24 protein-coding genes, 3 tRNA genes and 1 pseudogene are annotated in these 26785 nt (G+C 57.6%); 8 read left to right on the forward strand and 20 right to left on the reverse strand.

Going from position 1 to position 26785, the window contains the following annotated elements; genetic code table 11:
• Positions 1-127 precede the first annotated feature (127 nt).
• From QRN50_RS06985 to QRN50_RS07065, 17 genes are all read right to left on the reverse strand, one after another.
• Positions 128-203, reverse strand: a tRNA-Lys gene (locus QRN50_RS06985).
• A gap of 63 nt (positions 204-266) precedes the next feature.
• Positions 267-956, reverse strand: a complete 690-nt coding sequence (queC, locus tag QRN50_RS06990; RefSeq protein ID WP_096127281.1) for a 7-cyano-7-deazaguanine synthase QueC — start codon at positions 954-956, stop codon at positions 267-269.
• A 1-nt stretch (position 957) separates the two neighbouring features.
• Entirely contained in the window at positions 958-1605 is a 648-nt protein-coding gene (queE, locus tag QRN50_RS06995) for a 7-carboxy-7-deazaguanine synthase QueE (RefSeq protein WP_011267001.1), read from the reverse strand.
• 171 nt (positions 1606-1776) lie between these two features.
• Complete coding sequence (gene ybgF / locus QRN50_RS07000; RefSeq protein ID WP_096127282.1) at positions 1777-2595, reverse strand: tol-pal system protein YbgF; 819 nt, start codon at positions 2593-2595, stop codon at positions 1777-1779.
• 6 nt (positions 2596-2601) lie between these two features.
• Entirely contained in the window at positions 2602-3105 is a 504-nt protein-coding gene (pal, locus tag QRN50_RS07005; RefSeq protein WP_003314369.1) for a peptidoglycan-associated lipoprotein Pal, read from the reverse strand.
• Positions 3106-3157: 52 nt separating this feature from the next.
• Positions 3158-4408 (reverse strand): Tol-Pal system beta propeller repeat protein TolB, encoded by a 1251-nt coding sequence (gene tolB / locus QRN50_RS07010; RefSeq protein WP_218961292.1) that lies wholly within the window; start codon positions 4406-4408, stop codon positions 3158-3160.
• 47 nt (positions 4409-4455) lie between these two features.
• Positions 4456-5526 carry a cell envelope integrity protein TolA gene (tolA, locus tag QRN50_RS07015; protein WP_004406115.1) on the reverse strand — a complete coding sequence of 357 codons (1071 nt, stop codon included), beginning with the start codon at positions 5524-5526 and terminating at the stop codon, positions 4456-4458.
• Complete coding sequence (gene tolR / locus QRN50_RS07020; protein ID WP_002554654.1) at positions 5526-5990, reverse strand: protein TolR; 465 nt, start codon at positions 5988-5990, stop codon at positions 5526-5528. The genes tolA and tolR overlap by 1 nt, the downstream gene beginning before the upstream one ends.
• Before the next feature lie 14 nt (positions 5991-6004).
• A complete protein-coding gene (gene tolQ / locus QRN50_RS07025) occupies positions 6005-6700 on the reverse strand; it encodes a protein TolQ (RefSeq protein WP_002554655.1) in 696 nt (231 codons plus the stop codon).
• Positions 6690-7157, reverse strand: a complete 468-nt coding sequence (gene ybgC / locus QRN50_RS07030) for a tol-pal system-associated acyl-CoA thioesterase (protein ID WP_004406122.1) — start codon at positions 7155-7157, stop codon at positions 6690-6692. Before ybgC ends, tolQ begins: the two co-directional genes overlap by 11 nt.
• A 134-nt stretch (positions 7158-7291) precedes the next feature.
• Positions 7292-8353: a Holliday junction branch migration DNA helicase RuvB gene (ruvB, locus tag QRN50_RS07035; RefSeq protein WP_003409396.1), complete on the reverse strand. Its 1062-nt coding sequence runs from the start codon at positions 8351-8353 to the stop codon at positions 7292-7294.
• The gene (gene ruvA, locus QRN50_RS07040; protein ID WP_003364731.1) at positions 8354-8962 is read right to left on the reverse strand and encodes a Holliday junction branch migration protein RuvA; all 609 of its coding nucleotides are present in this window, start codon (positions 8960-8962) and stop codon (positions 8354-8356) included.
• 85 nt (positions 8963-9047) lie between these two features.
• Positions 9048-9572 (reverse strand): crossover junction endodeoxyribonuclease RuvC, encoded by a 525-nt coding sequence (ruvC, locus tag QRN50_RS07045; protein WP_096127283.1) that lies wholly within the window; start codon positions 9570-9572, stop codon positions 9048-9050.
• A gap of 130 nt (positions 9573-9702) precedes the next feature.
• A complete protein-coding gene (locus tag QRN50_RS07050) occupies positions 9703-10449 on the reverse strand; it encodes a YebC/PmpR family DNA-binding transcriptional regulator (RefSeq protein ID WP_003339485.1) in 747 nt (248 codons plus the stop codon).
• A 117-nt stretch (positions 10450-10566) separates the two neighbouring features.
• Positions 10567-12342 (reverse strand): aspartate--tRNA ligase, encoded by a 1776-nt coding sequence (gene aspS, locus QRN50_RS07055; RefSeq protein ID WP_096127284.1) that lies wholly within the window; start codon positions 12340-12342, stop codon positions 10567-10569.
• Positions 12343-12634: 292 nt separating this feature from the next.
• A complete protein-coding gene (locus QRN50_RS07060; RefSeq protein WP_004406139.1) occupies positions 12635-12979 on the reverse strand; it encodes a ribbon-helix-helix domain-containing protein in 345 nt (114 codons plus the stop codon).
• Between the two features lie 341 nt (positions 12980-13320).
• Positions 13321-13794 (reverse strand): Dps family protein, encoded by a 474-nt coding sequence (locus QRN50_RS07065; RefSeq protein ID WP_003314356.1) that lies wholly within the window; start codon positions 13792-13794, stop codon positions 13321-13323.
• 458 nt (positions 13795-14252) lie between these two features.
• On the opposite strand from QRN50_RS07065, the gene QRN50_RS07070 reads away from it, so the two are divergent.
• Positions 14253-14861 carry a cold-shock protein gene (locus QRN50_RS07070; RefSeq protein ID WP_004406145.1) on the forward strand — a complete coding sequence of 203 codons (609 nt, stop codon included), beginning with the start codon at positions 14253-14255 and terminating at the stop codon, positions 14859-14861.
• 64 nt (positions 14862-14925) lie between these two features.
• Here the strand turns inward: QRN50_RS07070 and QRN50_RS07075 are convergent, their stop codons facing one another.
• Positions 14926-15132 carry a SlyX family protein gene (locus QRN50_RS07075; RefSeq protein ID WP_003364741.1) on the reverse strand — a complete coding sequence of 69 codons (207 nt, stop codon included), beginning with the start codon at positions 15130-15132 and terminating at the stop codon, positions 14926-14928.
• Positions 15129-15560, reverse strand: coding sequence for an HIT domain-containing protein (locus QRN50_RS07080; protein ID WP_004406157.1), 432 nt, complete (start codon positions 15558-15560; stop codon positions 15129-15131). The genes QRN50_RS07075 and QRN50_RS07080 overlap by 4 nt, the downstream gene beginning before the upstream one ends.
• A gap of 855 nt (positions 15561-16415) precedes the next feature.
• Here QRN50_RS07080 and QRN50_RS07085 point away from each other — a divergent pair.
• The 3 genes from QRN50_RS07085 to QRN50_RS07095 all read left to right on the forward strand — a co-directional run bounded on the left by QRN50_RS07085 (position 16416) and on the right by QRN50_RS07095 (position 20671).
• Positions 16416-17762: an OprD family porin gene (locus QRN50_RS07085; protein WP_024639923.1), complete on the forward strand. Its 1347-nt coding sequence runs from the start codon at positions 16416-16418 to the stop codon at positions 17760-17762.
• Between the two features lie 171 nt (positions 17763-17933).
• Positions 17934-19649: a proline--tRNA ligase gene (locus QRN50_RS07090; RefSeq protein WP_057457345.1), complete on the forward strand. Its 1716-nt coding sequence runs from the start codon at positions 17934-17936 to the stop codon at positions 19647-19649.
• A 65-nt stretch (positions 19650-19714) separates the two neighbouring features.
• A complete protein-coding gene (locus tag QRN50_RS07095) occupies positions 19715-20671 on the forward strand; it encodes a lipoprotein (protein WP_003390980.1) in 957 nt (318 codons plus the stop codon).
• A 45-nt stretch (positions 20672-20716) separates the two neighbouring features.
• On the opposite strand, the gene dinB is transcribed toward QRN50_RS07095, so the two are convergent.
• Positions 20717-21781, reverse strand: coding sequence for a DNA polymerase IV (gene dinB, locus QRN50_RS07100; RefSeq protein ID WP_004406165.1), 1065 nt, complete (start codon positions 21779-21781; stop codon positions 20717-20719).
• Between the two features lie 261 nt (positions 21782-22042).
• Here dinB and QRN50_RS07105 point away from each other — a divergent pair.
• The 4 genes and pseudogenes from QRN50_RS07105 to QRN50_RS07120 all read left to right on the forward strand — a co-directional run bounded on the left by QRN50_RS07105 (position 22043) and on the right by QRN50_RS07120 (position 26727).
• Positions 22043-22119: transfer RNA gene (locus tag QRN50_RS07105), tRNA-Met, on the forward strand.
• Between the two features lie 205 nt (positions 22120-22324).
• Positions 22325-22401, forward strand: a tRNA-Met gene (locus QRN50_RS07110).
• Positions 22402-22775: 374 nt separating this feature from the next.
• Positions 22776-25393, forward strand: a pseudogene (mprF, locus tag QRN50_RS07115) (bifunctional lysylphosphatidylglycerol flippase/synthetase MprF).
• Positions 25393-26727, forward strand: a complete 1335-nt coding sequence (locus QRN50_RS07120) for a virulence factor family protein (protein WP_004406171.1) — start codon at positions 25393-25395, stop codon at positions 26725-26727. Before mprF ends, QRN50_RS07120 begins: the two are co-directional and overlap by 1 nt.
• Positions 26728-26785 lie beyond the last annotated feature (58 nt).

Here is a 26785-nt window from a genome sequence, read left to right on the forward strand (position 1 = left end):
GCTGCCTTACAGATCGTCGCATCAGCCCCATGACGGAAGCCCAGAACCGCTATTCAACCATGACAATCCGCAACGCAAAAAAAAACCTGGAAATCCGCATTTTCATGGGCCTTCCAGATTTTCGAAATGGTGGGTCGTGTGGGATTCGAACCTACGACCAATTGGTTAAAAGCCAACTGCTCTACCAACTGAGCTAACGACCCTCTGTTGTGTGGCGCGTATATTACTGATTTTTATGAGTAATTCAACACCTTTTTTGAAAAACTTTAAAAATAGCGAGTCGGGTCTGCGATACCGGCAGCGGTAAAGCCCTCGGCGCGCAAGCGGCAGCTGTCGCATTTGCCACAGGCACGGCCCTGGTCGTCAGCCTGGTAGCAGGAAACCGTCAGCGAGTAATCGACCCCCAGCGCAGTGCCTGCCTTGACGATGTCCGACTTGCTCAGATTCTGCAGCGGCGCCCTGATCGTGAAGCCCTGCCCTTCCACACCGGCCTTGGTCGCCAGATTGGCCATGCGCTCGAATGACTCGACAAACTCGGGACGGCAATCCGGATAACCCGAGTAATCCACGGCATTGACGCCAATGAAGATATCCCTCGCGCCAAGGACCTCTGCCCAGCCCAGAGCGAGCGACAGGAAGACGGTGTTGCGTGCCGGTACGTAGGTGACCGGAATGCCTTCAGAAGGCGACTCAGGCACGGCAATGGAGCTGTCGGTCAATGCCGAGCCACCAATACCGTTGAGGTCCAGGCCAATGACCTTGTGCTCCACGGCACCGAGATCACCGGCAACCCGCGCAGCGGCATCCAGCTCGGCGCGATGACGCTGGCCGTAATCGAAGCTCATCGTGTAACAGACGTAACCCTCGGCGCGGGCCATGGCTACGACGGTCGCAGAGTCCAGGCCACCAGACAGGAGGATCACGGCTCTTTTTTCAGTCTTGGTCAATTCACTCATATCAGCGCCCCGGCTCGTCATCCCAAAGAATTTTATGCAACTGCATCTGCAGGCGTACCGGCAGGTTGTCAGCCACGATCCAATCCGCCAGATCACGGCCCTTGAGCTCGTGGTGACTGGCCGAGAACAGAACTTCGCCCGCACGACGATCAAGACCGTACTGGATCAGCTTGGAAACCGCCCAGTCATAATCCTCACGCGAGCAGATCACGAATTTGACCTGATCGTTCGCCGTCAGCAGCTCCATGTTCTCGTAGCGGTTACGCGAGACTTCTTTTGACCCCGGGGTCTTGAGGTCTACGACGCGACTGACACGAGGATCCACCGCCGAGATGTCCAAAGCACCACTGGTCTCCAGCGATACTTCATAGCCCGCGTCGCAAAGACGCTTCAGCAACGCAATGGCATTGGGCTGGGCGAGCGGTTCGCCACCGGTGACGCAGACATAACGAGGGCGATAGGAAGCCACTTGTCCAAGGATGTCGTCCAGCGTCTGAATGGTGCCGCCGCTGAACGCGTAGGCACTGTCGCAGTACTGGCAGCGCAACGGGCAGCCGGTAAGGCGGACAAATACGGTGGGCAGGCCTGCCGTACGGGTTTCACCCTGCAGCGAGTGAAAGATTTCGGTGATGCGTAATGTGTCTTGCATATCAGCCACGGGCGTAACAGCTAAACAGGCCGTCCGCCTCCGTCAGGCACTTCAAGGGACTCGGCAATCGCGGAATCCAGAAAAGCGTAAGGTGTACCGGAATTTCGGGTGCGAGATTCTAACGAAAAAAGCCGCGACTAGCGCGGCTTTCTTGATCAGCGGGTCAACACATCAAAGGCGCTGCAGATCTCGCTGCGCCAATTGTGCAGCTGAAGTGCCAGGATACTGGGCAACGACCTGCTGCAATATGCCTTTCACCTTGTCGGTATGACCCAGACGGCGTTCGACATCAGCCAGCTTGTACAGCGAATCAGGCACCTTGGCATGCTTCGGATACTGTTGACTGACTTTGGCGAACGCCTGACCGGCGCCCTGAAGGTCGCCTTTGGCCAGATTGACTTCACCCAGCCAGTATTGGGCATTGCCCGCATACGAACTGTTTGGGTATTTGCGCAGGAAAGCGGTGAAGGCCTGGCTGGCCTTGTCGAAATCCTTTGCCTTGATCAAATCGAAGGCGGCTTCGTAATAAAGCTTTTCCTTCGCCGGATCAGGAGGCTCGGTGCCTGCTGCCGATGCCTGCTGAGCCGCGGGGGCCGAAGGCGTCCCGCCGGCGTCGATAGCGCCACCAGCAGGTTGGGAATTATTGGTAGCCGGAGCGGCTGAGCCACTGGCTATACGTTGATCGAGTTCCTGATAACGCTCCAGTGCTTCCTGCTTCATGCGCTGGATGTCATTTTGCTGGACCTCGACAACACCACGCAAACGCGCGATTTCGTCCTGCATTTGCTGCAGCTGCATGAACAGCTGACCTTGTGCCGAGGCAGGGGCCGTAACCCCTCCCCCGGCATAGGCGCCGGACGTGCCATAACCCGCTGGCGGATAACTGCTGCTGCCAGAGCCAGAATTGTTATCGACCACAGGTGCCGCACCCAACGCTGAAAGCGGAAGGGCAAGGGCCAAAACGGTTAGAGCACGTCGGCACGTTCGCATGTCAAATTACTTACGCAGTTCGACGCGACGGTTCTGAGCCCAGGACTGCTCGTCGTTGCCGGTAGCAACTGGACGCTCTTCGCCGTAGGAAACCAGTTCCAGCTGGGCTGGGGAAACACCTTGCAGTACCAGGTAGCGCTGAACGGCTTTCGCACGACGCTCGCCCAGTGCCATGTTGTACTCACGAGTACCACGTTCGTCGGTGTTGCCTTCCAGAACAACGCGAGCGCCGTTAGCTTTCAGGTCTTTGGCGTGCACGTCCAGGGAGCGCATTGCTTCTGGCTTCAGGTCCGAACTGTCGTATTCGAAGTAGAAGGTGGTGATTGCGCGCAGAGCAGCTTCTTCGCTCAGGGAGCCGTCAACAGCACCCGAGTTGGCGCCGTAACCAGCGTTAGGATCAACAGCAGCACCGCCTGCACCGGCATTGTCGCCGCCTTTGGACGAGCAACCTACAGCTACAGCCATGGCCAGAGCCAGCGCAGCAAATTTACCAAACTTCAGCATTTCCATCTTGAAACTCCTAATGAACCCCAGTGTGTTAAGCAAATCGTGTAGCGCCGCGTCAGTTCAGGTAAGGGGACCAGGAAGGTTCTCTGACTTCGCCTTGAGCGGTAGGAAGCGGGAGCCTTACGCGTCCGTTAATGGACACGAGCATCAAGACTCCCCGGCCCTGCTGGCGGGTGGCGTAGATTACCATGGTGCCGTTGGGCGCAACAGTAGGCGACTCATCAAGGTTGCTATCTGTGAGGATTTTTACGCTACCGCGGGCCAAATCCTGCACTGCCACCTTGAAATTAGTGAAGCCGTCCTGCCGGTGAATCATTACCAGCGTCTTTTCATCGGCTGACAATTTCGGGTTGGCGTTGTAGTTACCCACGAACGTCACGCGTTCGGCACCGCCGCCATTGATATTGGTCTTGTAGATCTGTGGCTTGCCGCCACGGTCCGACGTGAAGTATAGCGTAGACCCGTCCTTGCCGAAGAAAGGTTCAGTATCAATCGAAGAATCGTTGGTCACGCGGCTCAATTGACGCGACGCCAGATTGATTACATAGATCTCCGGGTTGCCGTCCTTGGACAGTACGAATGCCAGCTTGCTGCCATCCGGCGACCAGGCAGGCGCGCCGTTCAGGCCTTCGAAGTTGGTAATCTGTTCGCGACGACCGGTGTCGATGTGCTGAACGAAGATGCGTGGACGCTTCTGTTCGAACGAGACATAGGCAATACGTTTGCCGTCCGGCGCAAAACGCGGCGACAGGATTGGCTCACGGGATTGCAACAGGGTTACTGCACGAGCACCGTCGTAATCCGAACGCTGCAAGGTGTAACGCGTGTTGTTTTCCGAGAAGCGTTCGGCCGTCACGTAAAGCATACGAGTGGAAAACGCACCCTTGATACCGGTGAGCTTCTCGAACGACTGGTCGGCAATGTAGTGCGCCATGTCGCGCAACTGATCATTGGTACCCGACACGTTACCGGTCAGCACCTGCTGCTCGGTGGCCACGTTGAACAGCGCGTACTGGATCTGCAGACGTCCGCCGGCAGGCGTGATGTTGCCGACCATGACGTACTGGGCACCCAGCGCTTTCCAGTCACGGAAGATGACTTCGCTGGCCTGGGTCGGCAAGCTGATCATGTTCTGCTTCGGGATCGGCGCGTAGTAACCGGAGTTGCGCAGATCGTTGCTTATGATTTCGGCCATGTCTTCAGGCAGAACGCTACCGCCCTGCCATCCGAAAGGCACAACAGCGATTGGCGCTGCGCGGTCACTGCCGCTGGTGACCAGAATGTTCTTTTCTTCTGCCGACACCATTGCGGATGCGAAACAGAGAACGACCAGCAGTCCTCGAAAAAGGTTGATCACAAGGCTAGATCTCCAGGTGTGAATGTCATCTTGAATGAACGATAGGGCGCGAAGTCAGCCGGCTTCAGACCCTGCATTTCTGTCAAACGTCCAATGTTCTTCACCGCAGCAACCGCAGAGCTGTCAAACGGTCCGTCACCACTGGATTTGGCAATCGATACAGAAGCAATCGTACCGTCCGGCAACATCCCGATCTGCAACGTTACCGACATGTTGTTACGTGCCGATGGTGGACGACTCCAGCCTTCCGAAGCCCTTACACGAATCAGGTCATCGAAACTGCCAGCCGTTTCATCGCCCCGCTCGTCAGCCAAAGCCTGTTGCCGCTCCGGTTTATCGGACAGCAAATCGGCCAGTGCCTGCGCCTTCTTGTCTTCAGCGGATTTACGGGCTGCTTCCTGCGCCTTCTTGGCGGAATCGGCAGCGGCTTTTTTCTTCGCGTCCTCGGCAGCCTTTTTCTTGGCGTCTTCTGCGGCCTTTTTCTTGGCCTCATCAGCAGCCTGTTTCTTGGCTTCCTCGGCAGCAGCTTTCTTGGCGTCTTCTTCGGCTTTTTTCTTCGCCTCGTCTTCGGCCTTCTTCTTGGCTATATCAGCCAGCTGCTTCTCTTCAAGCTTTTTGGCGTCGGCAACCTTCTTGGCTTCATCGGCTTTCTTGGCATCGTCAGCCTTTTTGGCCTCTTCTGCTTTCTGTTCGGCCTTTTTGGCTTCGTCGGCTGCTTTCTGCTCTTCGGCTTTTTGAGCAGACTCTTCTTTCTTTTGTTCCGCAGCTTTTACAGCTTCCTGTTTTTGCTGCTCGATCTTTTTCTGCTCCAGCTGTTCGACTTCTGTTTGTCGCGCAGCGGTTTTCTTCGCCTCACCGGCAATCTTCTGGTTGGTCTGGGTAGTGGCCTGGCTCTTGGACTTGAGCTGATAGAGCGTTGCCTGAACGATAGGCTTGGCTTCGGGCAGATCCGGAGTCATGGCAAAGCTGACGAACAGCATGCCGAAAATCAGAATATGCAATGCCACGGCCCAGACACTGGGCCAGAAGTAGCTTTCCGAGGCGGACGGCTCTCGAATCGGCTGCATCAGGGTGCCTCGGTAATCAAGCCAACATTCCCGACCCCAGCCTTCTGCAGCCCGCCCATCGTGCCCATGACCGAGCCGTAATCGACGGTCTTGTCACCACGAATGAAAACCTGCGTCTGCTTGCCTGCGTCACGACCGGCAGCGACGATCTTGGTCACTGCGGCAGTCAGCTGTGGCAGGGTCATTGCCTTGTCCATCTGCTTGTCGGTATCGACTTCGCTGCCAAGGTTCCAGTAATAGGTCTTGTCAGCCTTGATCGAAATGGTCAGGACCTGATTGTTGTTGTCTTGCGGCAAAGCCTCGCTGGAGACCTTGGGCAAGTCGACTTTCACGCCCTGGTTGATCATGGGAGCCGTCACCATGAAAATCACGAGCAACACCAGCATCACGTCGATGTAGGGCACTACGTTCATTTCGGCGACCGGCTTGCGTTTTCTGCGACGATCTCGAGCGATTAAAGCCATGGGGAATTACCTGCTCACTCTTCGCTGGTGTGCACTTTACGGTGCAGGATGGCCTGGAACTCGTCAGCAAACGTGTAGTAACGGCTGATCAAGGTCTCACTGCGCGCGGCGAAACGGTTGTAGGCAATAACGGCCGGAATGGCTGCAAACAGGCCGATGGCCGTTGCAATCAATGCTTCGGCAATACCCGGTGCCACGGTAGCCAGTGTTGCCTGCTGTGCAGTCGCCAGACCGCGGAAGGAGTTCATGATCCCCCAGACAGTACCGAACAGACCGACATAAGGACTGGTAGAGCCCACGGTCGCCAGATACGGCAGACCGGCTTCGAGTTTCTCTTCCTCGCGGGAGATGGCAACACGCATGGCGCGCGCCACACCTTCCATGACCGCATCAGGATCGACGCCGGACTGCTGACGCAGACGCGAGAACTCCTTGAAACCGGCACGGAAGATCTGCTCGACGCCCGAATCCGGATCGGGGTTGCTGCCCGCCTGACGGTACAGCTTGGACAGATCGATACCCGACCAGAAACGCTCTTCAAAGCTGTCCAGCGCACGTCGACCTGCGCGCAGCATGTTGCTGCGCTGAAAAATCACGATCCACGAAGTGACCGAAGCAGCTACCAGAATCAGCATTACCAACTGAACAACAATGCTGGCATTGCTGACCAAACTCCACATGGAGGAATGGTCGACGACGTTAGCTTCCACGCTTTATCTCCTGCTCTGAATGTATGCCCGCGCCGCTCTGGTCGGCGAAGGCCGCTCGCAGAGCTTCGGGAATGGCCCGGGGTTTAAAACTATCGGCGCGCACGCACGCCACCAGGAACTGCCCTTCACAGAGCAGCGTTGCATCCGACGCCCGCCTGATCTGCTGTTTAAAGCGCAGGCTGACGCGATTCAATTCGGTTACTTCTGCACTGACGAGCAACTCGTCATCCAGCCGCGCCGGCTGGTGATAACGGGCCTCACTGGAGTGCACGACAAATAAAAGGTTTTCCTGCGCCAGTTCGGATTGGGCAAAGCCCAATTCCCGTAGCCGCTCGGTACGAGCCCGCTCCATGAATTTCAGATAATTGACGTAGTAGACGATGCCGCCGGCATCGGTGTCCTCGTAATAAACGCGACAGCGATGTGCGAACGACTGAACCCCGTTTTGCGCGCGCATACTCTAGAGCTTACTCCTCAGGTTGCCAATCGGGTCAGGCAACTGTTTTTCAACGTTTTGCCACTTAGTTACTGGTATCGGCGGCAGGACTGGCAATGTGACCACGCAGACTGCAAATAAATTGCAAAGCATCGCTATAAATCCACAGGCTCGTCGCCAAAATCATCCGGCACCGGTATCTCGCCCATCCTCGACGGGATATTCAGGCCGAAATGCAGATACGCATGCCGGGTCACCACACGCCCGCGAGGTGTGCGCATGATATAGCCTTGCTGGATCAAATAGGGCTCGAGTACGTCTTCGATCGTATGACGCTCTTCGCTGATGGCCGCCGCCAGGCTGTCCACGCCCACCGGACCACCGTCGAACTTCTCGATCATGGTCAGCAGCAAACGCCGGTCCTGATGATCGAAGCCGTGCTCGTCGACGTCCAGCAGGTTGAGGGCCTTGTCGGCTGTCTGCCGGGTGATCTGCCCGTTGCCACGAACCTCGGCAAAATCCCGCACCCGACGCAACAGGCGGTTGGCGATACGCGGCGTGCCACGGGCGCGCCTGGCGATCTCGAAAGCGCCTTGCGGCTCGATGACCAACCCCAGAATGCCTGCCGAGCGCGAGACAATCGTCGAAAGATCGGCGATGTTGTAAAACTCGAGTCGCTGCACGATGCCGAAGCGGTCGCGCAGCGGATTGGTCAGCATGCCGGCTCGAGTGGTCGCGCCGACCAGCGTGAACGGCGGCAGATCAAGCTTGATCGAGCGCGCTGCCGGGCCTTCACCGATCATGATGTCGAGCTGGAAGTCTTCCATTGCCGGGTACAGCACTTCCTCGACGATCGGCGACAGACGATGGATCTCGTCGATGAACAGTACGTCATTGGGTTCAAGGTTGGTCAGGATCGCCGCCAGATCGCCGGGCCGCTCGAGGACCGGGCCGGACGTACTCTTGATCGACACGCCCATTTCCTGAGCGATGATGTTGGCGAGCGTGGTCTTGCCCAGGCCGGGCGGACCGAAGATCAGCGTGTGATCCAGCGCTTCGCTGCGACCACGGGCAGCCTGGATGAACAACTCCATCTGCTCGCGTACGGTCGGCTGGCCGATGTAATCCGCAAGGCTCAGTGGCCGAATCGCGCGGTCCATCTGTTCATCACGATCACGGCCACCAGTGGCAGTTATCAGACGGTCGGCGTCTATCACTTAACCCATCCCCTTCAACGCACGGCGAATCAGATCCGCACTGCTCAAATCTTTTTCCTTGATGGCGGAGACAGCCTTGCTCGCCTCCTGAGGTTTGTAGCCCAGCGAAATCAGTGCGCTGACCGCATCGGATTCTGCCGATGCCACAGGCTCAGCCTGATTGGGACCATTGGAAACCAGCGTAAAGGTGCCTGGCAAGGACTCCCAGGCCTTGAAACGATCCTTGAGCTCGACCAGCAGACGCTCGGCAGTCTTCTTGCCCACACCGGGGATACGCGTCAGCGCCGACGTGTCCTGCGCCTGTACGCAACGTACCAGCTCATCGACTTCCAGACCGGACATCAGCGCCAGCGCCAGTTTGGGGCCGACGCCATTGAGCCGGATCAGCTCACGAAACAGTTCGCGCTCGCGTTTTTCGTAGAAGCCGTACAAAAGGTGCGCGTCCTCGCGGACCACCAGGTGGGTGTGCAAAGTCACCGTCTCGCCAACATGCGGCAGCCGGTACAGGGTGGTCATCGGTACTTCCACCTCATAGCCGACACCGTTGACATCCAGCACCAGATGCGGAGGCTGCTTTTCGGCGAGAGAGCCGCGTAAACGTCCAATCACGTTTCAGATCCTTTCGTGTTGCCTGTCGCTCGCGCGAAGAAGTTGAACACCGTCATCATAGAAAATAAGCGGACATATAATGCCTCTAGAGCCGCAAGCGGCCGCCGCGACTGCGCGCAGTGCCCAAGCCGTGAGGAATCAGACTGGAACGCGTATGCGCGTGGCACAGGGCGATGGCAAGGGCATCGGACGCATCGATTTGCGGCTTCTGGGTCAGTTTGAGCAGGTGCATGACCATCATCATCACCTGTTCCTTATTGGCGCCGCCGGTTCCTGCAACTGCCTGCTTGACCTGGGTTGCGGTGTATTCGGCAATTTCCAGCGCCTCTTCGGCACCCGCCACGATGGCTGCGCCCCTGGCCTGCCCCAGCTTCAATGCCGAATCGGCGTTACGCGCCATGAAAACCTTTTCGATGCCCATCGTCACTGGTTCGTAGGTCTTGATGACTTCCCGCACACCGCGATAAACGATCTGCAAACGCTCATACAGCTCGCCGCTGCCGGTGCGGATGCAGCCCGACGCGACATAGACACAGCCGCGCCCGGTGTCGCGTACCACGCCATAGCCGGTGATTCGCGAACCGGGATCGATACCAAGAATAAGAGTCATAACGCCTGCAGCTTGAGGAAGTCACGCAAAACAATAGGTGCAGCATAAAGGCAGAAGCCGGAGGCCGATAGCTGTGCGTTGCTCACAGCTTCGTTCCCCCGGCTTCCGACCTGGTGTTACCTGCAAGCGATCAGCCCAGTTGCTCCATCACTTCGTCCGGGATCTCCGCATTTGAATACACGTTCTGCACGTCATCCAGGTCTTCGAGCATATCAATCAGCTTGAGTACCTTTTCAGCGGTTTCCAGATCAAGCACGGCACTGGTGGTCGGCAGCATGACAATCTCTGCGTCTGCAGCCTTGAAACCCGCAGCCTCCAATGCGTTACGCACCGCATAAAACCCGGAGAACGATGTGAACACATCGATCGAGCCGTCTTCGTTGGTCACGACATCGTCAGCATCAGCCTCCATGGCAGCCTCGATCAGCGAATCCTCATCGACCCCGGCAGCGAAGGAGATCTGCCCCTTGCGATCGAACAGGTAGGCAACAGAGCCGTCGGTGCCGAGATTGCCGCCGCATTTGGTGAATGCATGGCGCACAGCCGCCGCGGTACGGTTGCGGTTGTCGGTCATGGTTTCGACCATGATCGCCACGCCGCCCGGACCGTAGCCCTCGTAACCCAGCTCCTCGACATCATCACCGTCGGAGGCCCCTACCCCTCGCGCCACCGCACGATCAATGGTGTCACGGGTCATGTTCGCACCAAGCGCCTTGTCCAGCGCCAGACGCAGACGCGGGTTGGAACCGGGATCACCACCGCCCTGACGCGCAGCAACGGTCAGCTCACGGATCCACTTGGTGAAAATCTTGCCTTTTTTGGCATCCTGACGCTCTTTGCGGTGCTTGATGTTCGCCCACTTAGAATGACCTGCCATTTTTCGCTCCAGATTCTTTTTGAAACACCTTCACCTTTCGCCCTGAACAGACGGGCAAAAAGCTTCACTCAATAAGGGGTAAATGCAGGGCGCATCATTGATACGCCCTGCCCGGCATCACTCGGCCTTTGGCTGCTCGCGCAGACGGATGTGCAGCTCGCGCAACGCTTTGGCATCGACAACGCCAGGCGCCTGGGTCATGACATCAGCCGCGCTCTGGGTTTTCGGGAACGCGATCACTTCACGAATCGATTGCGCGCCGGTCATCAGCATTACCAGACGGTCCAGACCGAAAGCCAGACCACCGTGCGGTGGCGCACCATATTTCAAGGCATCGAGCAGGAAGCCGAACTTCTCCTGCTGCTCGTCTTCGGCAATGCCCAGCAGACGGAAGACCGCCTGTTGCATTTCCTTGCGATGGATACGGATCGAACCGCCGCCCAGTTCGGTGCCGTTGAGCACCATGTCGTAGGCACGGGACAGCGCGGTCGCCGGGTTGGCTTCCAGCTCTTCAGGCGTGCACTTGGGTGCCGTGAAGGGGTGGTGCAAGGCGGTGAAGCTGCCGTCGTCGTTTTCTTCGAACATCGGGAAGTCAACGACCCACATCGGTGCCCACTCGCAAGTGTGCAGCTTGAGGTCATTACCGATCTTGATGCGCAGCGCGCCAAGGGCCTCGCTGACGATCTTGAACTTGTCCGCACCGAAGAAGACGATGTCGCCATCAACCGCACCAACGCGATCGAGGATGACGTTCAGGTTGTCTTCCGGGATGAACTTGACGATCGGCGACTGCAAGCCTTCCGGCCCCTTCGCGCGCTCGTTGACCTTGATGTAGGCCAGCCCCTTGGCACCATAGATGCTGACGAACTTGGTGTAGTCGTCGATCTGGCTGCGCGCCATGCTGGCGGCGCCCGGTACACGCAGTGCGGCAACGCGCCCCTTGGGGTCGTTGGCCGGGCCGCTGAACACCTTGAATTCCACGCCGGTGAGCTGATCGGCAACATCCACCAGTTCCAGCGGGTTGCGCAGGTCCGGTTTGTCGGAACCGTAGCGGCGCATGGCCTCTTCAAAGGTCATGTGCGGGAAATCACCGAACTCCAGGTCCAGGACTTCCTTGAACAACTGACGAACCATCCTCTCGGTCAGACCGATGATGTCCTCTTCATTGAGGAAGCTGGTTTCGATGTCGATCTGGGTAAATTCCGGCTGACGGTCGGCACGCAGGTCCTCGTCGCGGAAGCACTTGGCGATCTGGTAGTAGCGATCGAAGCCGGCGACCATCAGCAGTTGCTTGAACAGCTGAGGCGATTGCGGCAGGGCGAAGAAGCTGCCCGGGTGTGTGCGGCTTGGAACCAGATAGTCGCGAGCGCCTTCTGGTGTGGCGCGGGTCAGGATCGGCGTCTCGACGTCGAGGAAGCCGTTGTCATCCAGATAGCGACGGATACTGGTAGTGATACGCGAACGCAGACGCAGCTTCTCGGCCATTTCCGGACGGCGCAGGTCGATGAAGCGATAACGCAGGCGTGTTTCCTCGCCGACGTCGGAATACTCATTCAGAGGGAACGGCGGCGTTTCGGACTCATTCAACACCTCAAGCTCGTAACCCAGAACCTCGATGGCGCCTGACGCCATGTTCGCATTCACGGCACCTGCCGGACGAGCACGAACCTTGCCCACGACCTTGACCACGTACTCGCTGCGCACGCGATCAGCGGCAGCGAAACTGTCGGCCCGATCAGGGTCGAACACGACTTGAGCCATGCCTTCACGGTCGCGGATATCGAGGAAGATAACGCCCCCGTGGTCACGACGACGGTGGACCCATCCGCAAAGGGTAATTTCCTGGCCTTCCAGACTCTCGTTCAGTTGGCCGCAATAATGGCTGCGCATCATGATGGTGTTTTCACTTCTCGTAATTCGAATTCGGTGGCGATTTCGCTCCTGGCTTGCGCTCAGAGGTACAAGGCACCGGCACAAGGCCAAAGCCAGCCCTGACCCACGCAGAGTCACGCCCGCTAGCAAGACGGAGGATTATATAGAGTTAATTGGCACCGTGCAGCCGGACGAACCTATTAACGACCGGATAAGTTCGTGACCACCCCGCGCAGCCGAGCCGTTCACTCGCGCTGCGGGGGAAAGCGCAGGCACACCTGAGCGGGCCCACAGGAATGAGGATAAAGCTATGCTAGACGTGGGAATTTTCCAGGCAGTCGCCCTTCAAAAGATGCGCCACACAGACAACACGAATCAAACCACTGAAATTCTTTACGCCCCCGTACCGCAAGTGAACCTCCCGATCAATGTAGGACAGTACCGCATTGACAGAGCACTCATTGGAACTGGCGATACCTGAAAGAATGTTCCAGTACACGTTCTCCAGACGCAGGCACGTAGCCAGACCGTTAAGCCGAACGGATTTGGAGTGTGGTTGCGCCAGCGTCATATTGAAATCCTCGACAAAAGGGTCATGGCGTATTTCCACCTCCCGATGCAGCAACTTAAGCTCTCGCTCAGCACTTCGTAACATCATAACCGTCACCTTCGAATCATTGAGTTTTAAACACCAAAAGAAATATTCAAAAACAAATAAATGTCCCGATGTATAAAACATGATTGACGATTTTATAGCCAGAAGCCCCTACACTTTGTCACTGTAGGAGATGGCTACAGGAAACAGCGGAATAGCGTTATTAACCTTGAAGGAGCCGCCAATAAAAGCGAGGAGAACTGCAGCACAACGCGCGACTGCAGGGCCTTGAATTGCCGGAGCGATTGCGCAATGAAGGCAGGTACAGGAAGTACCAGATACGGCGGGGGATCAACAGTTCAGGAGCGGGACGGGTGGCACTTGAAGCCACTCGCCCCTGGCCGTTACTTAGACTCGAGCATCGAGCGCAACATCCAGGCCGTTTTCTCATGCACCTGCATGCGTTGCGTCAGCAGATCAGCTGTCGGCTCGTCACTTACCTTGTCCAGAAGAGGAAAGATACTACGAGCGGTACGGACAACTGCCTCTTGACCCTGCACCAGACTTTTGATCATATCTTCAGCGCTTGGTACGCCTTCTTCTTCCTTGATGGAAGACAGGCGCGCATACGTCGAATAAGTACCCGGCGCCGGAAAGCCCAGAGCACGAATACGCTCGGCGATGGAATCAACCGCCAGTGCCAGTTCGTTATACTGTTCTTCAAACATCAAATGCAGCGTGCGAAACATCGGCCCGCTGACATTCCAGTGAAAGTTGTGAGTCTTGAGGTAAAGCACATAAGTATCCGACAGCAGATGCGACAGACCGTCCACGATCGATTTGCGATCCTCTTCACTGATACCGATATCGATTGCCATGTTTCATGCCCTTTTGGTGAGGATTGAAAAGCAGTAAAGACCGCTACTCTATCAAGAGAACCCGAATGGCGCAGCTTTCCGTTGGTACGACGCTGGCTGCTGGCAGCGACTCACGCCAATACCACGGCGACTCCTGCGTGTTCGCAGCGGGCTGCCAGGAGCAGAAAATTGAAGAATAATCAGCAAAATCCGCCAGAGCGCTCTGTTTCAGCATGTGCAGAGGTACTAAAGGACAACGTGATGCCAGGGACGGACAGGCACCGGCACCATTATCGATTGCTGATTTGAGTAGGATCAGGCTTTGCTGTTAAATACACGGCGTGTCGCCAACGAGTTGTCATTCAGCGCTGGCACATAGGCCGGCCCAGCGTTCGTGCATCACGCCTCATCTTGTTCAGAAGCGTACCGGACGTTACCAGCTATTTCTTGTAATCCTTCTTGCATGTGAGCTTTTTAAAATGTTGAAAATCGTCCATCTGGTAACGGGAGCAGCAGCCCTGTTGCTCTCTTTCATACCTAGCCTGCGTAGTGAAGCGGCATCTCTCTACCTGCAAAATCCTGACGCGATCTGCTTGGCTTTTCTAGGGCTGCTTAACCTGATACTCGCTCCGGTCATTCCTTACTGGAATCGAGGCCCGCGTCATAATCTGCAAAATCTGGTCAGTGCACTGCTTGTCATTGCGGTAATCGTACAAACGCTAACCTTGCTTGTTCCTCTACCCGGCATCGCAGGTCAACCCGCCATTCTGGTGAGCCTGGCTGTCGCCATCGCAGCCGTCGCCTTGCACCTGGGCGTCAGCTTTTACAGGTCTTACACGCCCTCGTCCGCGCCGCAAAGCCACGACATGGGGAATCGTGATACTGGCACCGTAAAGTGGTTCAACACCTCCAAGGGCTTCGGCTTCATCTCCCGGGATTCCGGCGACGATATTTTTGTGCATTTTCGTGCCATTCGCGGTGAGGGTCATCGCGTACTGGTCGAGGGGCAACGCGTCGAATTTTCCGTGATGAACCGCGACAAAGGCCTGCAGGCCGAAGATGTCATTGCAGCCCTGCCCCGCCGCTGATTGTTTCAAGCAACAAAAAACCGCGACCTCCTGACGGAAGTCGCGGTTTTTTTATGCCAGCCGATCAATAGTGAGGTGGCGGCGCATCTTCCTCGAAGGTCTCGAACTGACTGCCCATTTCCTCCTGACGCTTGAGCATCGCCGCCATCTGCAGTTGCAGATGATCAAGCTCGCGCCGCTGCTTTACCAGCACGTCATTGAGCGCCTGGATCGTATCGTCCTGAAAGGCCATACGGCTTTCAAGCTCCATGACTCGCTCTTCAAGGCTCATGATTGCTCCTCCTCAAATCGGAAATCATTTGTCAGTACCGGCTTCAGTTGCTGGCGGATTGCCGAGAACTGTTCGTCAGTATAAGCGATGGCAGCCTGCTTGCCCCACACGGGCGCAGGCCAGGCGGCATCGTCACGCTTGCGCACGATGACGTGCATATGCAGCTGGCTCACCACGTTCCCCAAGGCGGCAACGTTGATTTTATCCGCATCGAAGAGCTCGTTCAGCACCCTGGACAGTGCAGTCGTCTCCTGCCACAACTGCACCTGATCTGCAGCGCTCAGCTGAAAGACTTCAGTGATCTCAGCCCGACGCGGCACCAGAATGAACCATGGGTAGTGACTGTCGTTGGAGAGCAGTAACCGGCACAACGGAAAGTCGCCAATCGGCAGGGTGTCTTGTTGAAGACGGGAATCCAGAACGAACACGATAAAAAGCTCCTGACTGCCAGGTAAATGCACCTGCCCTGCCTGTGGCAGGGTGCTGCGATAGGCAGGCAGGATACTAGGCTTCGCGTGAGGCTTCACCTATGCACCAGAATGCACCCACCACAACGGTCGCCGCACCAATTTGACGCCACTGAATGACGGCAGATCCCGCTGCAAACAGCCACACGTTGAACCAGTGCCTTACAATTGCCTGCCTGACGTACATGAAAATGAAACATCCACTGCCTCACCATGACCGCCACCAGAGCAATGCTCCAGGTTTAGGCGAATCCGATAAGGACTGCACCAAAATCACACACTGCTGTTGCGACAGCAACAAAGCGGATTCGTTTTCTACTCAACGTGAGCCGATACCGGTAACGTTTTGGGGAATCAGGGCAGCGTTCATCCTTGGCGAGGAAAAGCCACAGGTATTTTTAAAAAATAAAAATGGCTAACAAAAACATGTAGATAGAGCAAAAATGCGATCCTGATTCTGATTTTTCACAAAATTTTTTCATTTTCGGAAACTTTGTGCACGCTTGTTGCTTTATCACCCATATGATCAAGGCACCCCTGGCGGAAAACAGGGGTGGCAGAATCAAGGGAAACAAGGCTTGCGACCCTGAGGGACGCTGTGACGGACCGCACTTTGATCAATCAGACAAGGTGCAGAATGCCACTACAGGCTAACTCGGCTGCGCGTCGTAAAGATTCTGAAAGGATAAGGCTGTAGCTATAGCAACCCAAGTCAGCGTGATATAGATTCCGCCGACAAAAATAGAAAGAGCCGCCCAGATAAAAAAACAGGTGGGACGGCAGACAAATCTTCTAAAAACCAAAGGAGCAATCACGATGAGAGTGATGAAGTGGAGCGCAATCGCACTGGCCGTTACGGCAGCCAGCGCCCAAATGGCAACAGCCGCACCTTTCGTCAGCGATCAGGCTGATGCCAAGGGCTTTGTGGAAGGCAGCACGCTTGACCTGAAGTTGCGCAATTACTATTACAACCGTGACAAGAAAAACAACCCTGCTCCAGGCGGTCGCAGTGACAAAGACTGGACCCAAGGCATCTGGGCCAACTTCAGTACCGGCTACACTCAAGGCACCATCGGTGTAGGCGTTGAGGCATTCGGCTATGGAGGCCTCAGGCTTTGGGGTCTCGACAAATACTCAGGCTCTGGAAACCTGGTCACTGACGCCAATGGTGATAACGAGGCTACGCAGGGCAAGCTGGGCGGCGCTGTAAAATTCCGCGTATCGAAGACTGAATTGAAAATCGGCGACATGCAGCCTACCAGTCCAGTATTTGCGGTTGGCGGATCACGCCTGCTACCTCAAACCGCTAGCGGTCTAAGCCTGCAAAGCAGTGAGATTGCAGGTCTTGATCTTGAAGCAGGACACTTCTACTCGGGCACAAGCCAGGATGACACGAGTCACGACGGCAGCATCTGGGCAACTTACGCAAACGGCTTCAACGGCCTGAAAGCCAGCAGTGCAGATTTTGTTGGCGGCAAGTACGCAGTGACCGATGGTTTGGGCGTGGCTTTCTATGCAGCCAAACTCGAAGACATCTGGGATCAGTACTACGGTAACGTGAACTATGCATTGCCTTTGGGGAATGATCAGTCACTGGCTTTCGACGTCAACCTGTACCGCACCCTTGACGAAGGCAGCGCTAAAGCTGGGTCGATTAACAACACCACTTACTCGGCGTCGGCGGCTTATTCGTTCCTGGCAGCGCATACCATTACCGTTGCGTACCAGAAAGTCGACGGCGATACGCCGTTCGACTATATCGGTATAGGCGACAACAATCGTGGCGGCGACTCTATTTTCCTGGCCAACTCCGTTCAGTACTCTGACTTCAACGGCCCAGGCGAGAAATCGTGGCAAGTGCGCTACGACCTGAACATGACGCCTTACGGCGTTCCTGGCCTGAGCTTCATGACACGCTACCTCAACGGTGACAACATTGATGGCACCAAAGTAGACGCGTCCAGTGCCTATGCCAACATGTATGGAGCTGACGGCAAGCACCACGAAACCAACCTTGAAGCCAAATACGTTGTACAGACTGGCCCGGCCAAAGACCTGTCCTTCCGTATGCGTCAGGCATGGCACCGTGGTAACGATGCCCAGGCAGATGGCGACGTCAACGAGTTCCGCCTGATCGTCGATTACCCGATCTCGATCCTGTAATCACCGCTCAGCACTCGTTAATAGAAGAAGCCCGGCACATGCCGGGCTTTTTCATGCCCCCAAGAAAGCACTCCAACGCCACATGCAAGCCAGCCCCGCCCTGTACGCGACCTGCACAGCGCCGTACAATGCCAGGTCATTTCCTGTCTCAGCAACCGACAACGGCCAACCATGCGCACCAGTCAATTTTTGCTCGCCACACAGAAAGAAACCCCTTCCGATGCGGTCGTGGTCAGCCATCAGCTGATGCTGCGCGCCGGCATGATTCGCAAGCTGGCCTCCGGCCTCTACACCTGGCTGCCGATGGGCCTGCGCGTACTGCGCAAGGTCGAAGCCATCGTTCGTGAAGAAATGGACGCCGCAGGCGCACTCGAAATTCTGATGCCCGGCATTCAACCCGCAGAACTGTGGCAGGAATCCGGACGCTGGGAGCAGTATGGCCCGGAGCTGATGCGTCTGGTCGACCGCCACAACCGTGAGTTCTGCCTGGGCCCGACCCACGAAGAAGTCATCACCGATCTGGCACGCAATGAGCTCAACAGCTATAAACAGCTGCCGATCAACCTGTACCAGATCCAGACCAAATTCCGTGACGAGATCCGCCCACGCTTCGGCCTGATGCGTGGACGCGAGTTCGTCATGAAAGACGCCTACTCGTTCCATGCCGATCAAGAATCGCTGCAGGTCACCTACGACCGCATGCATCTGGCGTACAGCAACATCTTTACCCGACTGGGCCTGAAGTTTCGCCCGGTCGAAGCGGATAACGGCTCGATTGGTGGCGCAGGCTCGCACGAATTCCACGTACTGGCCGAATCCGGCGAAGACGATATCGTGTTCAGCGACGGCTCCGATTACGCAGCCAACATCGAAAAGGCCGAGGCGATTCCTCGCGAGAAGACGCGCCCTGCCGCGACCGAAGAGCTGCGTCTGATCGACACGCCGAACACCAAGACCATCGCCCAACTGGTCGAAGGTTTCGGTCTGCCAATCGAGAAAACCGTCAAGACCCTGGTGGTGCATGCTGCCGAAGAAGGCAAGCTGATCGCCCTGATCATCCGCGGCGATCATGAGCTCAATGAAATCAAGGCCAGTCAGCTGGAACAGGTCGCCAACCCGCTGGTCATGGCGTCCGAAGCCGAACTGCGCGACGCCATCGGCGCAGGCGCGGGCTCACTGGGCCCATTGAACCTGCCACTGCCGTGCATCATCGACCGCTCTGTCGAGCTGATGAGCGACTTCAGTGTCGGCGCCAACATCGACGACAAACACTATTTCGGCGTCAACTGGGAGCGCGATCTGCCGGTTCCGACCGTTGCCGACCTGCGCAACGTGGTTGCGGGCGACCCAAGCCCGGACGGCAAGGGCACGCTGGAAATCAAGCGCGGCATCGAAGTGGGTCACATCTTCCAGCTGGGCACCAAGTACAGCGAAGCGATGAAGTGCCAGGTGCTGGGTGAAAACGGCAAGCCGGTCAATCTGGCGATGGGTTGCTACGGCATCGGTGTTTCCCGAGTGGTTGCCGCTGCCATCGAACAGAACAGCGACGAAAACGGCATCATCTGGAACGACACCCTCGCGCCGTTCCAGATTGCGCTGGTCCCGCTGCGCTACGAGACGGACGCCGTTCGTGAAGCGACGGACAAACTCTACGCCGACCTGACGGCTGCCGGTTTTGAAGTACTGCTCGACGACCGCGACAAGAAGACCAGCCCGGGCATCAAGTTCGCCGACATGGAACTGATCGGTATCCCGCACCGTATCGTGGTCAGCGACCGAGGCCTGGCCGAAGGTAATCTGGAATACAAGAGCCGTACCGAATCGCAACCTCAAGCCATTGCGGTCGCGGACGTGCTGTCGTTCATCCAGGGCAAAGTGAACCGCTGAGTCAACGTGCGCACCTGCTCGCAGGTGCGCCGCTCTTCACTCGCCCAATCCGCATCAGAGATCCCATGCTCAAACGAAGCACCCTAAGCCTCGGCAGCGCCGTTCTGTGCGGCTCATTTCTCGTCGGCGGCTGTGCCAACCAGCTCTCTCAGCGCAGCGAGCACGAGGAGCGAGTCGAACGCAAACTGCTCGAACACACCCTGCAAGTCGATATCGGCGAACCCAAGACACTGGAGTTGCCGCAACGCCGCGTGCGGATTCACGAGCACAAATCGTTCGAGGTCACCGACTTTGAAGTCACCCGCCACTATGACCGCTATACGCCTTACCAACCGTGGCGGGAGGTCTACGAGATCCCGCTCGGCGCAGTCGCTGTTGTCGCAGGTGTCGGGGCTAACGTGGTCAACGTGTTTGCGCTGGGTAATCTGCCGGAAAGCATGACCAAGGACTGGATTCACTATGGCGTGGCAGGTCTGAACCCGTTCATGAACGCCCCGTCCCACGGTCGCGCCGAGCAGAATCTGGCGAGCATCGACGAGGTTCAGAAGGACAAGCGGATCGAGAACTCCACCCTGCCCTGGAATGAACGCCCGGTGATGGTCAAGGCTGGCAATGAAACTCACGAAATGAGCACTGACCGCAACGGCATCCTGCGCCTGAACCTGCTGGACAGTCCGTTTGCCGAACAGGACCTGAGCCGCATCACGCGCATTTATATCAATGTCGAAGACGATCAGGACAGCGCGCACACGAGCGCCAGTTTGCCAATCAGCCATTCGCTACGCGGCAAGTTGCTGGAGGCGCACGCCCTGATCTACGACGACCTTGAAGATGATGAGGTCAGCCAGTGGGTGCATCGCGTCAAACGTCTTTCTGACATGGGGCTGGAAGAAGAAGCCAGCGAGCTGGAACAGAACCTGATCGAACTGACGCGCAACGACCCGCAACTGCAGGGTGAATTTCTCAAATCGCTCGCCAGAGACGCTGGCCGCCTGGTCGCCGTTCCTGCCCAGAGCCAGTAAAAAAATCCCGCAACATGAAAGGCCGCGGCGTTTAACCGCGGCCAGTCATTGTCGAGAGAACAATTCCAGCTGCTCATGGGCTGCACGCAGGTCGTGCAGGCGCACGCCTATGCCCAGCAACCTGACCGGCTTGCCACCGCGGGCGAACGCCTGAGCCAGCAACTGTTCATAACTGCCCAGATCCCTTCCGGCTCCGGACTGCTCCAGAGTCGTCTGCGTAAAGTCATGAAACTTCACCTTGACGAACGGCTTGCCGGGCCGGTACTGCCCTTCCATTCTGGCCATCCTGCCACTCAAGGTTTCCAGCAGGTCGGGCAGCTTTTCCAGGCAGGCCGCCAGATCAGGCAGATCCGTGTCGTAGGTATTTTCAACGCTGACTGACTGACGTCGGCTGTCATTCTGCACCGGTCGGTCATCAATGCCGTGCGCCAGACTCCAGAGGCGCTCACCGAAGCTGCCGAACTCCCGGACCAGCGCGAGCTTGCTGCGGCTTCGCAGGTCGGCGCAGTCGACGATACCCAGCCGGCCGAGTTTGTCTGCGGTGACTTTGCCTACGCCATGAAGCTTGGTGACTGGCAGGGAAGCGACGAATTCCTCGACCTGATCTGGCGTAATGACGAACAACCCGTTGGGCTTTTTCCAGTCGCTGGCGATCTTGGCGAGAAACTTGTTGGGCGCAACGCCCGCCGACACGGTGATGTGCAATTGATTCGAGACCCGACGACGGATGTCCTGCGCGATGCGCGTGGCGCTGCCGGAAAAGTGCCCGGCCTCGGACACATCCAGAAAGGCCTCATCCAGAGACAGCGGCTCTATCAGGTCGGTGTAATCGCGAAAGATCGTGTGGATTTCCCGCGATGCTTCTTTATAGGCATCCATGCGCGGCTTGACGATGGTCAGGTCCGGGCAGAGCTTGAGCGCATGCCGGGACGACATGGCCGAACGCACGCCATAGGCGCGCGCCTCGTAATTACAGGTCGCAATCACCCCGCGCCGCTCCGCAGAGCCGCCTACCGCCAACGGTTTGCCGGCGAGGTCGGGCTCGTCACGCATTTCAATGGCTGCATAAAAGCAGTCACAGTCGATGTGGATGATTTTGCGCTGCGTCATGACCTGATGGGATTTTGCAATCAATGGCCGGGCAGTATCTCATTCGTGCCGCCAAGTAACATCCAATGATGCGAAAGGCCGCCACGAAAAGTAGTCAAAAGCCCATCACGCATGACCGAAACAGCTGCAAAGCCCCGTCATGCAAGCGCCGATGCCGTGCAGATCGATCACTTGGATCCGCTAAGCGTTTGAAGAAAAAGCACTTTTTTAAAACTAACCATTGACACCTCGTCATCTCTCTGTAGAATGCCGCCACACAGACGCGGGATGGAGCAGTCTGGTAGCTCGTCGGGCTCATAACCCGAAGGTCGTCGGTTCAAATCCGGCTCCCGCAACCAAACATCAGAAAAGGCTACTCGAAAGAGTGGCCTTTTTTGTGCGTGCCTGAAAAGCCCTCTTCTCAAGCCCTGACCTGCACGCCGCCGTGGCCCTCTGCCTTGGCTATAGAGCGTGCACAATGTGCACAATCTGCTATTCATTTGCATGCTTTGCGGATTAAGGGTTGACACTTCAGCGTTCGGCTGTAGAATGCCGCCACACAGACGCGGGATGGAGCAGTCTGGTAGCTCGTCGGGCTCATAACCCGAAGGTCGTCGGTTCAAATCCGGCTCCCGCAACCAAACATCAAGAAAGGCTACTCGAAAGAGTGGCCTTTTTTGTTTCCGGTAAAAAAGTAGCGCGGGCAACGGCTAACTGTCTGACAAAAAAGACTATTTCCAAAGCCCTTTGAAACCCTATCATCACATCTGTAACGTAATGCGTGCATTTACGACAGTTTTTGCGTGCGCTGCCGATAGGTGTTACTAAGCTGAATCACGACTGAACCGTAGCTGAACAGCATCACCCGGCTCGATTCGCCATTCGCTCGTTAGACGTTGACGCGCTAACATCCTGAAATATTTTCTGCGTAGGGATTGGTAACTTGGCTGCATACCTCCATCCTGTCGCGCACGATCCAAGGAGTGATTGATGCGCGACAACATGTCCGATTCCAATGAAACCATTGATGCAGAGCAACCCGTCAGCCCACCGCGCCATAACTGGCGGGAGCTGCTGAGCAAATACCGACAGCCCATCGGGCTGGCGGTGATGCTGCTGTTGTTCAGCCTGGCCCTTATAGCCTGCCGCCACATGCTGGTCGAAATGGACTGGTATGCGCTGCACGACTCGCTGTTCGCAGTCCCCCTGCCCGCCCTGGGCGGTGCGCTGCTCGCGGCAATCGTCGGCTATATCATTCTGATGGGCTATGAACTGTCCGCCAGTCGATACGCCAATGTCGACCTGCCTATCAAGACGCTGCTTCTCGGCGGCTTCACCTCATTTGCCATCGGCAATGCGGTCGGCCTGTCGATGCTGTCCGGTGGCTCGGTGCGCTACAGGCTTTATTCACGCCATGGCGTAGGCGCAATTGAAATCGCCCGCATGACCGTGTTCGCCAGCCTGTCACTGGGCTGTGCGCTGCCGCCGCTGGCTGCACTGGCCACGCTGAGCAACCTGTCAGGCGCGTCACTGGCCCTCAAGCTTCCCGTCGACGTGCTGGCTGTAGTCGCTACAGCGGTGTTGATCGGCAGCCTGCTGCTGGCGGTGTTAATCTACCGTCGACGCCTGCCGGAACAGGACATCCCGCACAATATTCTGGTTCGTCTCGGTCGTCGCACCTTGCGCCTGCCGGATTTGAAGCTGACGCTGATTCAGCTGGTGATCACCGCGCTGGACGTCGCCGCCGCAGCGATGGTGTTGTACCTGCTGCTGCCGCATGCGCCGCCGCTGGGTGCATTCATCCTTATCTACCTGCTGGCGCTCGCTGCTGGCGTGCTCAGCCATGTGCCTGGTGGCGTCGGCGTGTTCGAGGCGATTCTGCTCGCAGCCTTTGCCAACGAACTGGGTGCCGCGCCGCTCGCCGCTGCACTGCTGCTGTACCGCCTGATCTACGTGATCCTGCCGCTGCTGCTGGCCTGCCTTACCCTGCTGTTCACCGAGGCTCAGCGCCTGCTGCCGACCAGGCAGGCCATGCGCGTCGCCTCAGGACTGGCGGCACCGATTCTGGCACTACTGGTTTTCTTGTCGGGGGTGGTGCTGCTCTTCTCTGGTGCCACCCCTGAAATCGATACCCGTCTGGAAAACGTCGGCTTCATGATCCCGCATCGACTGATCGATGCGTCGCACTTTGGAGCCAGTCTGGTGGGCGTGCTGTGCCTGCTGCTCGCCCAGGGCCTGCGTCGCCGGCTGTCGGCTGCCTGGATGCTGACCTCTATCCTGCTGCTGGTAGGTGCAGTGCTGTCGATACTCAAGGGCTTCGACTGGGAAGAAGCCAGCATGCTGCTGCTGACCGCCTGCCTGCTGCTGACCTTCCGCCGTTCGTTCTACCGTCCAAGCCGCCTGCTGGAGCTGCCGTTCTCGCCGGTCTACCTGATTGCCAGCATCTGTGTGGTCGGCGCCTCGATCTGGCTGCTGCTGTTCGCCTATCAGGACGTGCCCTACAGTCACCAGTTGTGGTGGCAGTTCACCCTCGATGCAGACGCCCCGCGCGGCCTGCGTTCGGCGCTCGGCAGCGCCGTGCTGCTGGTCGTGGTTTCGCTGACCTGGTTACTGCGTACTGCCAGACCGGTCATCAAGCTGCCCGACGCCGCGGATCTGGACAAGGCGGCCGAGATCCTCAAGGCCTCCAAACAGCCCGATGGCGGCCTGGTGCTCACCGGCGACAAGGCGATCCTGTTCCATCCGGCCGGCAATGCGTTCCTGATGTACTCGCATCGCGGCCGCAGTCTGGTAGCACTTTACGACCCGATCGGCCCCACACAACAGCGTGCCGAGCTGATCTGGCAGTTCCGCGACCTGTGCGACGTGCACCATGCGCGCCCGGTGTTCTATCAGGTACGTGCAGAAAATCTGCCGTTCTACATGGACATCGGTCTCACCGCCATCAAGCTGGGTGAAGAAGCGCGCGTCGACCTGCATCGCTTCGACATCGACGCCAAGGGCAAGGAGATGAAAGACCTGCGTTACACCTGGAACCGGGGTGGCCGCGACGGTCTTTCGCTGGAGATCTACGAACCGGGCCAGGCGCCGATCGACGAGCTGAAAGTGATTTCCGACGCCTGGCTGACGGGCAAGAATGTCCGCGAAAAAGGCTTTTCGCTGGGCCGTTTCAGCACTGAGTACCTGAAGTACTTCCGCATTGCCATCGTGCACTTCCAGGGCAAGCCGGTCGCGTTCTCCAACCTGCTGGAAACCACCAGCCCGGAACTGGCCAGCCTGGACCTGATGCGCTCCCACCCGGATGCACCCAAGCTGACCATGGAATTCATGATGGTCGGCCTGATTCTGCATTACAAAGCCCAGGGCTACGCGCGCTTCAGCCTGGGCATGGTGCCTTTGTCGGGCCTGCAGCCACGACGTGGCGCACCCATCACCCAGCGTCTGGGTTCGATGATCTTCCGCCGTGGCGAACAGCTGTACAACTTCCAGGGGCTGCGTCGCTTCAAGGACAAGTTCCAGCCCGATTGGGAACCTCGTTATATGGCCGTGCCTGCCGGACTCGATCCGCTCGTGGCACTGGCTGACACCGCCGCCCTGATTGCGGGCGGCCTGACTGGATTGGTGAAACGCTGATGATTCGACGCTCCTGGCGCCTTTTGCTCGCAGCTCTGGTAATTGTTCTTTTAATCGTAGCGCTGGGGGTCTGGGTCTGGACCCGCCCCGCTCCGCCCGCATCACTGGAACACTCGAACCTTGACGGGGGCGCGCCGCTGACCAGCGTAACGCCGGCCACCAGCATCAAGACCCGTATCGCACTGGCCGTCACCGCTGAAGACATGCTGAGCGACAAGCAATTGCTGGCGATCAGCAAGGATGCGTCGGCACGCATCATTCAGGTGGTGCTGCCCAAGGACGACTGCGTTCTGCAACAGAAGACCTTTCAGGACGCTCTGACGAAGCTCGACGGCCCGGCAAAGGTCGTCGGTGGCATAGGCCCGGGCGCAACCCTGGCCTGGCGCTGGCTGGCCGGGCAGACCGATGACCAGGCGCAGGCCATTTCGGTAGGTTTTGCGCTCGAGCACGTGTCTAATCCGCCGCCCGTTGTGGAAGAGGACGAAAAGCCGCCGCAGATCTGCGACGTGCCGCTGCCGCAGAAGGCTGCGCACGGTCACTGGCTGGCCGCCTGGAACGACGCGCCGGATGATCCGAGCGCAGCCTTCGTGCGCGATCAGAGCAACGCCGACACCAGCATCAGCGACTACGACATCCCGTTGCCTCAGGTGCTCAATACCGAACTTCGTCATCTGTTGCTCGGCGAGAATGACAGTGGCGGACTGGGCATACCGACGGTCGAAGTTCCGGCCAGCCAGCCTTCCGACACCGTGACGCTGTTCATGTCCGGTGACGGCGGATGGCGCGACCTGGACAAGGTCGTGGCCGGCGACATGGCCAAGATGGGCTACCCGGTGGTGGGCATCGACGTACTGCGCTACTACTGGGAACACAAGACGCCGGAACAGACCGCCGTCGACCTCACCGACCTGATGAACCACTACCGTCAGAAGTGGGGCACCAAGCGCTTCATTCTGGCGGGCTACTCGTTCGGTGCTGACGTCATGCCGGCTATCTACAATCGCCTGGCCGCAGACGATCAGAATCGGGTCGACGCGATCATTCTGCTGGCCTTCGCGCGCACTGGCAGCTTCGAGATTCACGTCGACGGCTGGCTTGGCAACGCAGGCAAGGAAGCCACCACCGGACAGGAAATGGCCAAGCTGCCAGCCGCCAAGGTGTTCTGCGTTTACGGCGTCGAAGAGAAGAAAGACAGTGGTTGCACTGACACCACCGCCGTCGGCGAGGCGGTTCAATTGCCAGGCGGTCACCACTTCGATGAGGACTATCCGGCACTGGCCAAACGTCTGATCGACGCGATCAACAAGCGTCAGGGCAAGACTGCCGCTCAGTAACGCCACAGTCTGCGACAAAAAAATCCCGGCACCGTGAGGTGGCCGGGATTTTTTTATC

The sequence above is a fragment of the Pseudomonas sp. MEJ108 genome, from assembly GCF_030208985.1.
GTDB classification, from domain to species: domain Bacteria; phylum Pseudomonadota; class Gammaproteobacteria; order Pseudomonadales; family Pseudomonadaceae; genus Aquipseudomonas; species Aquipseudomonas fragariae.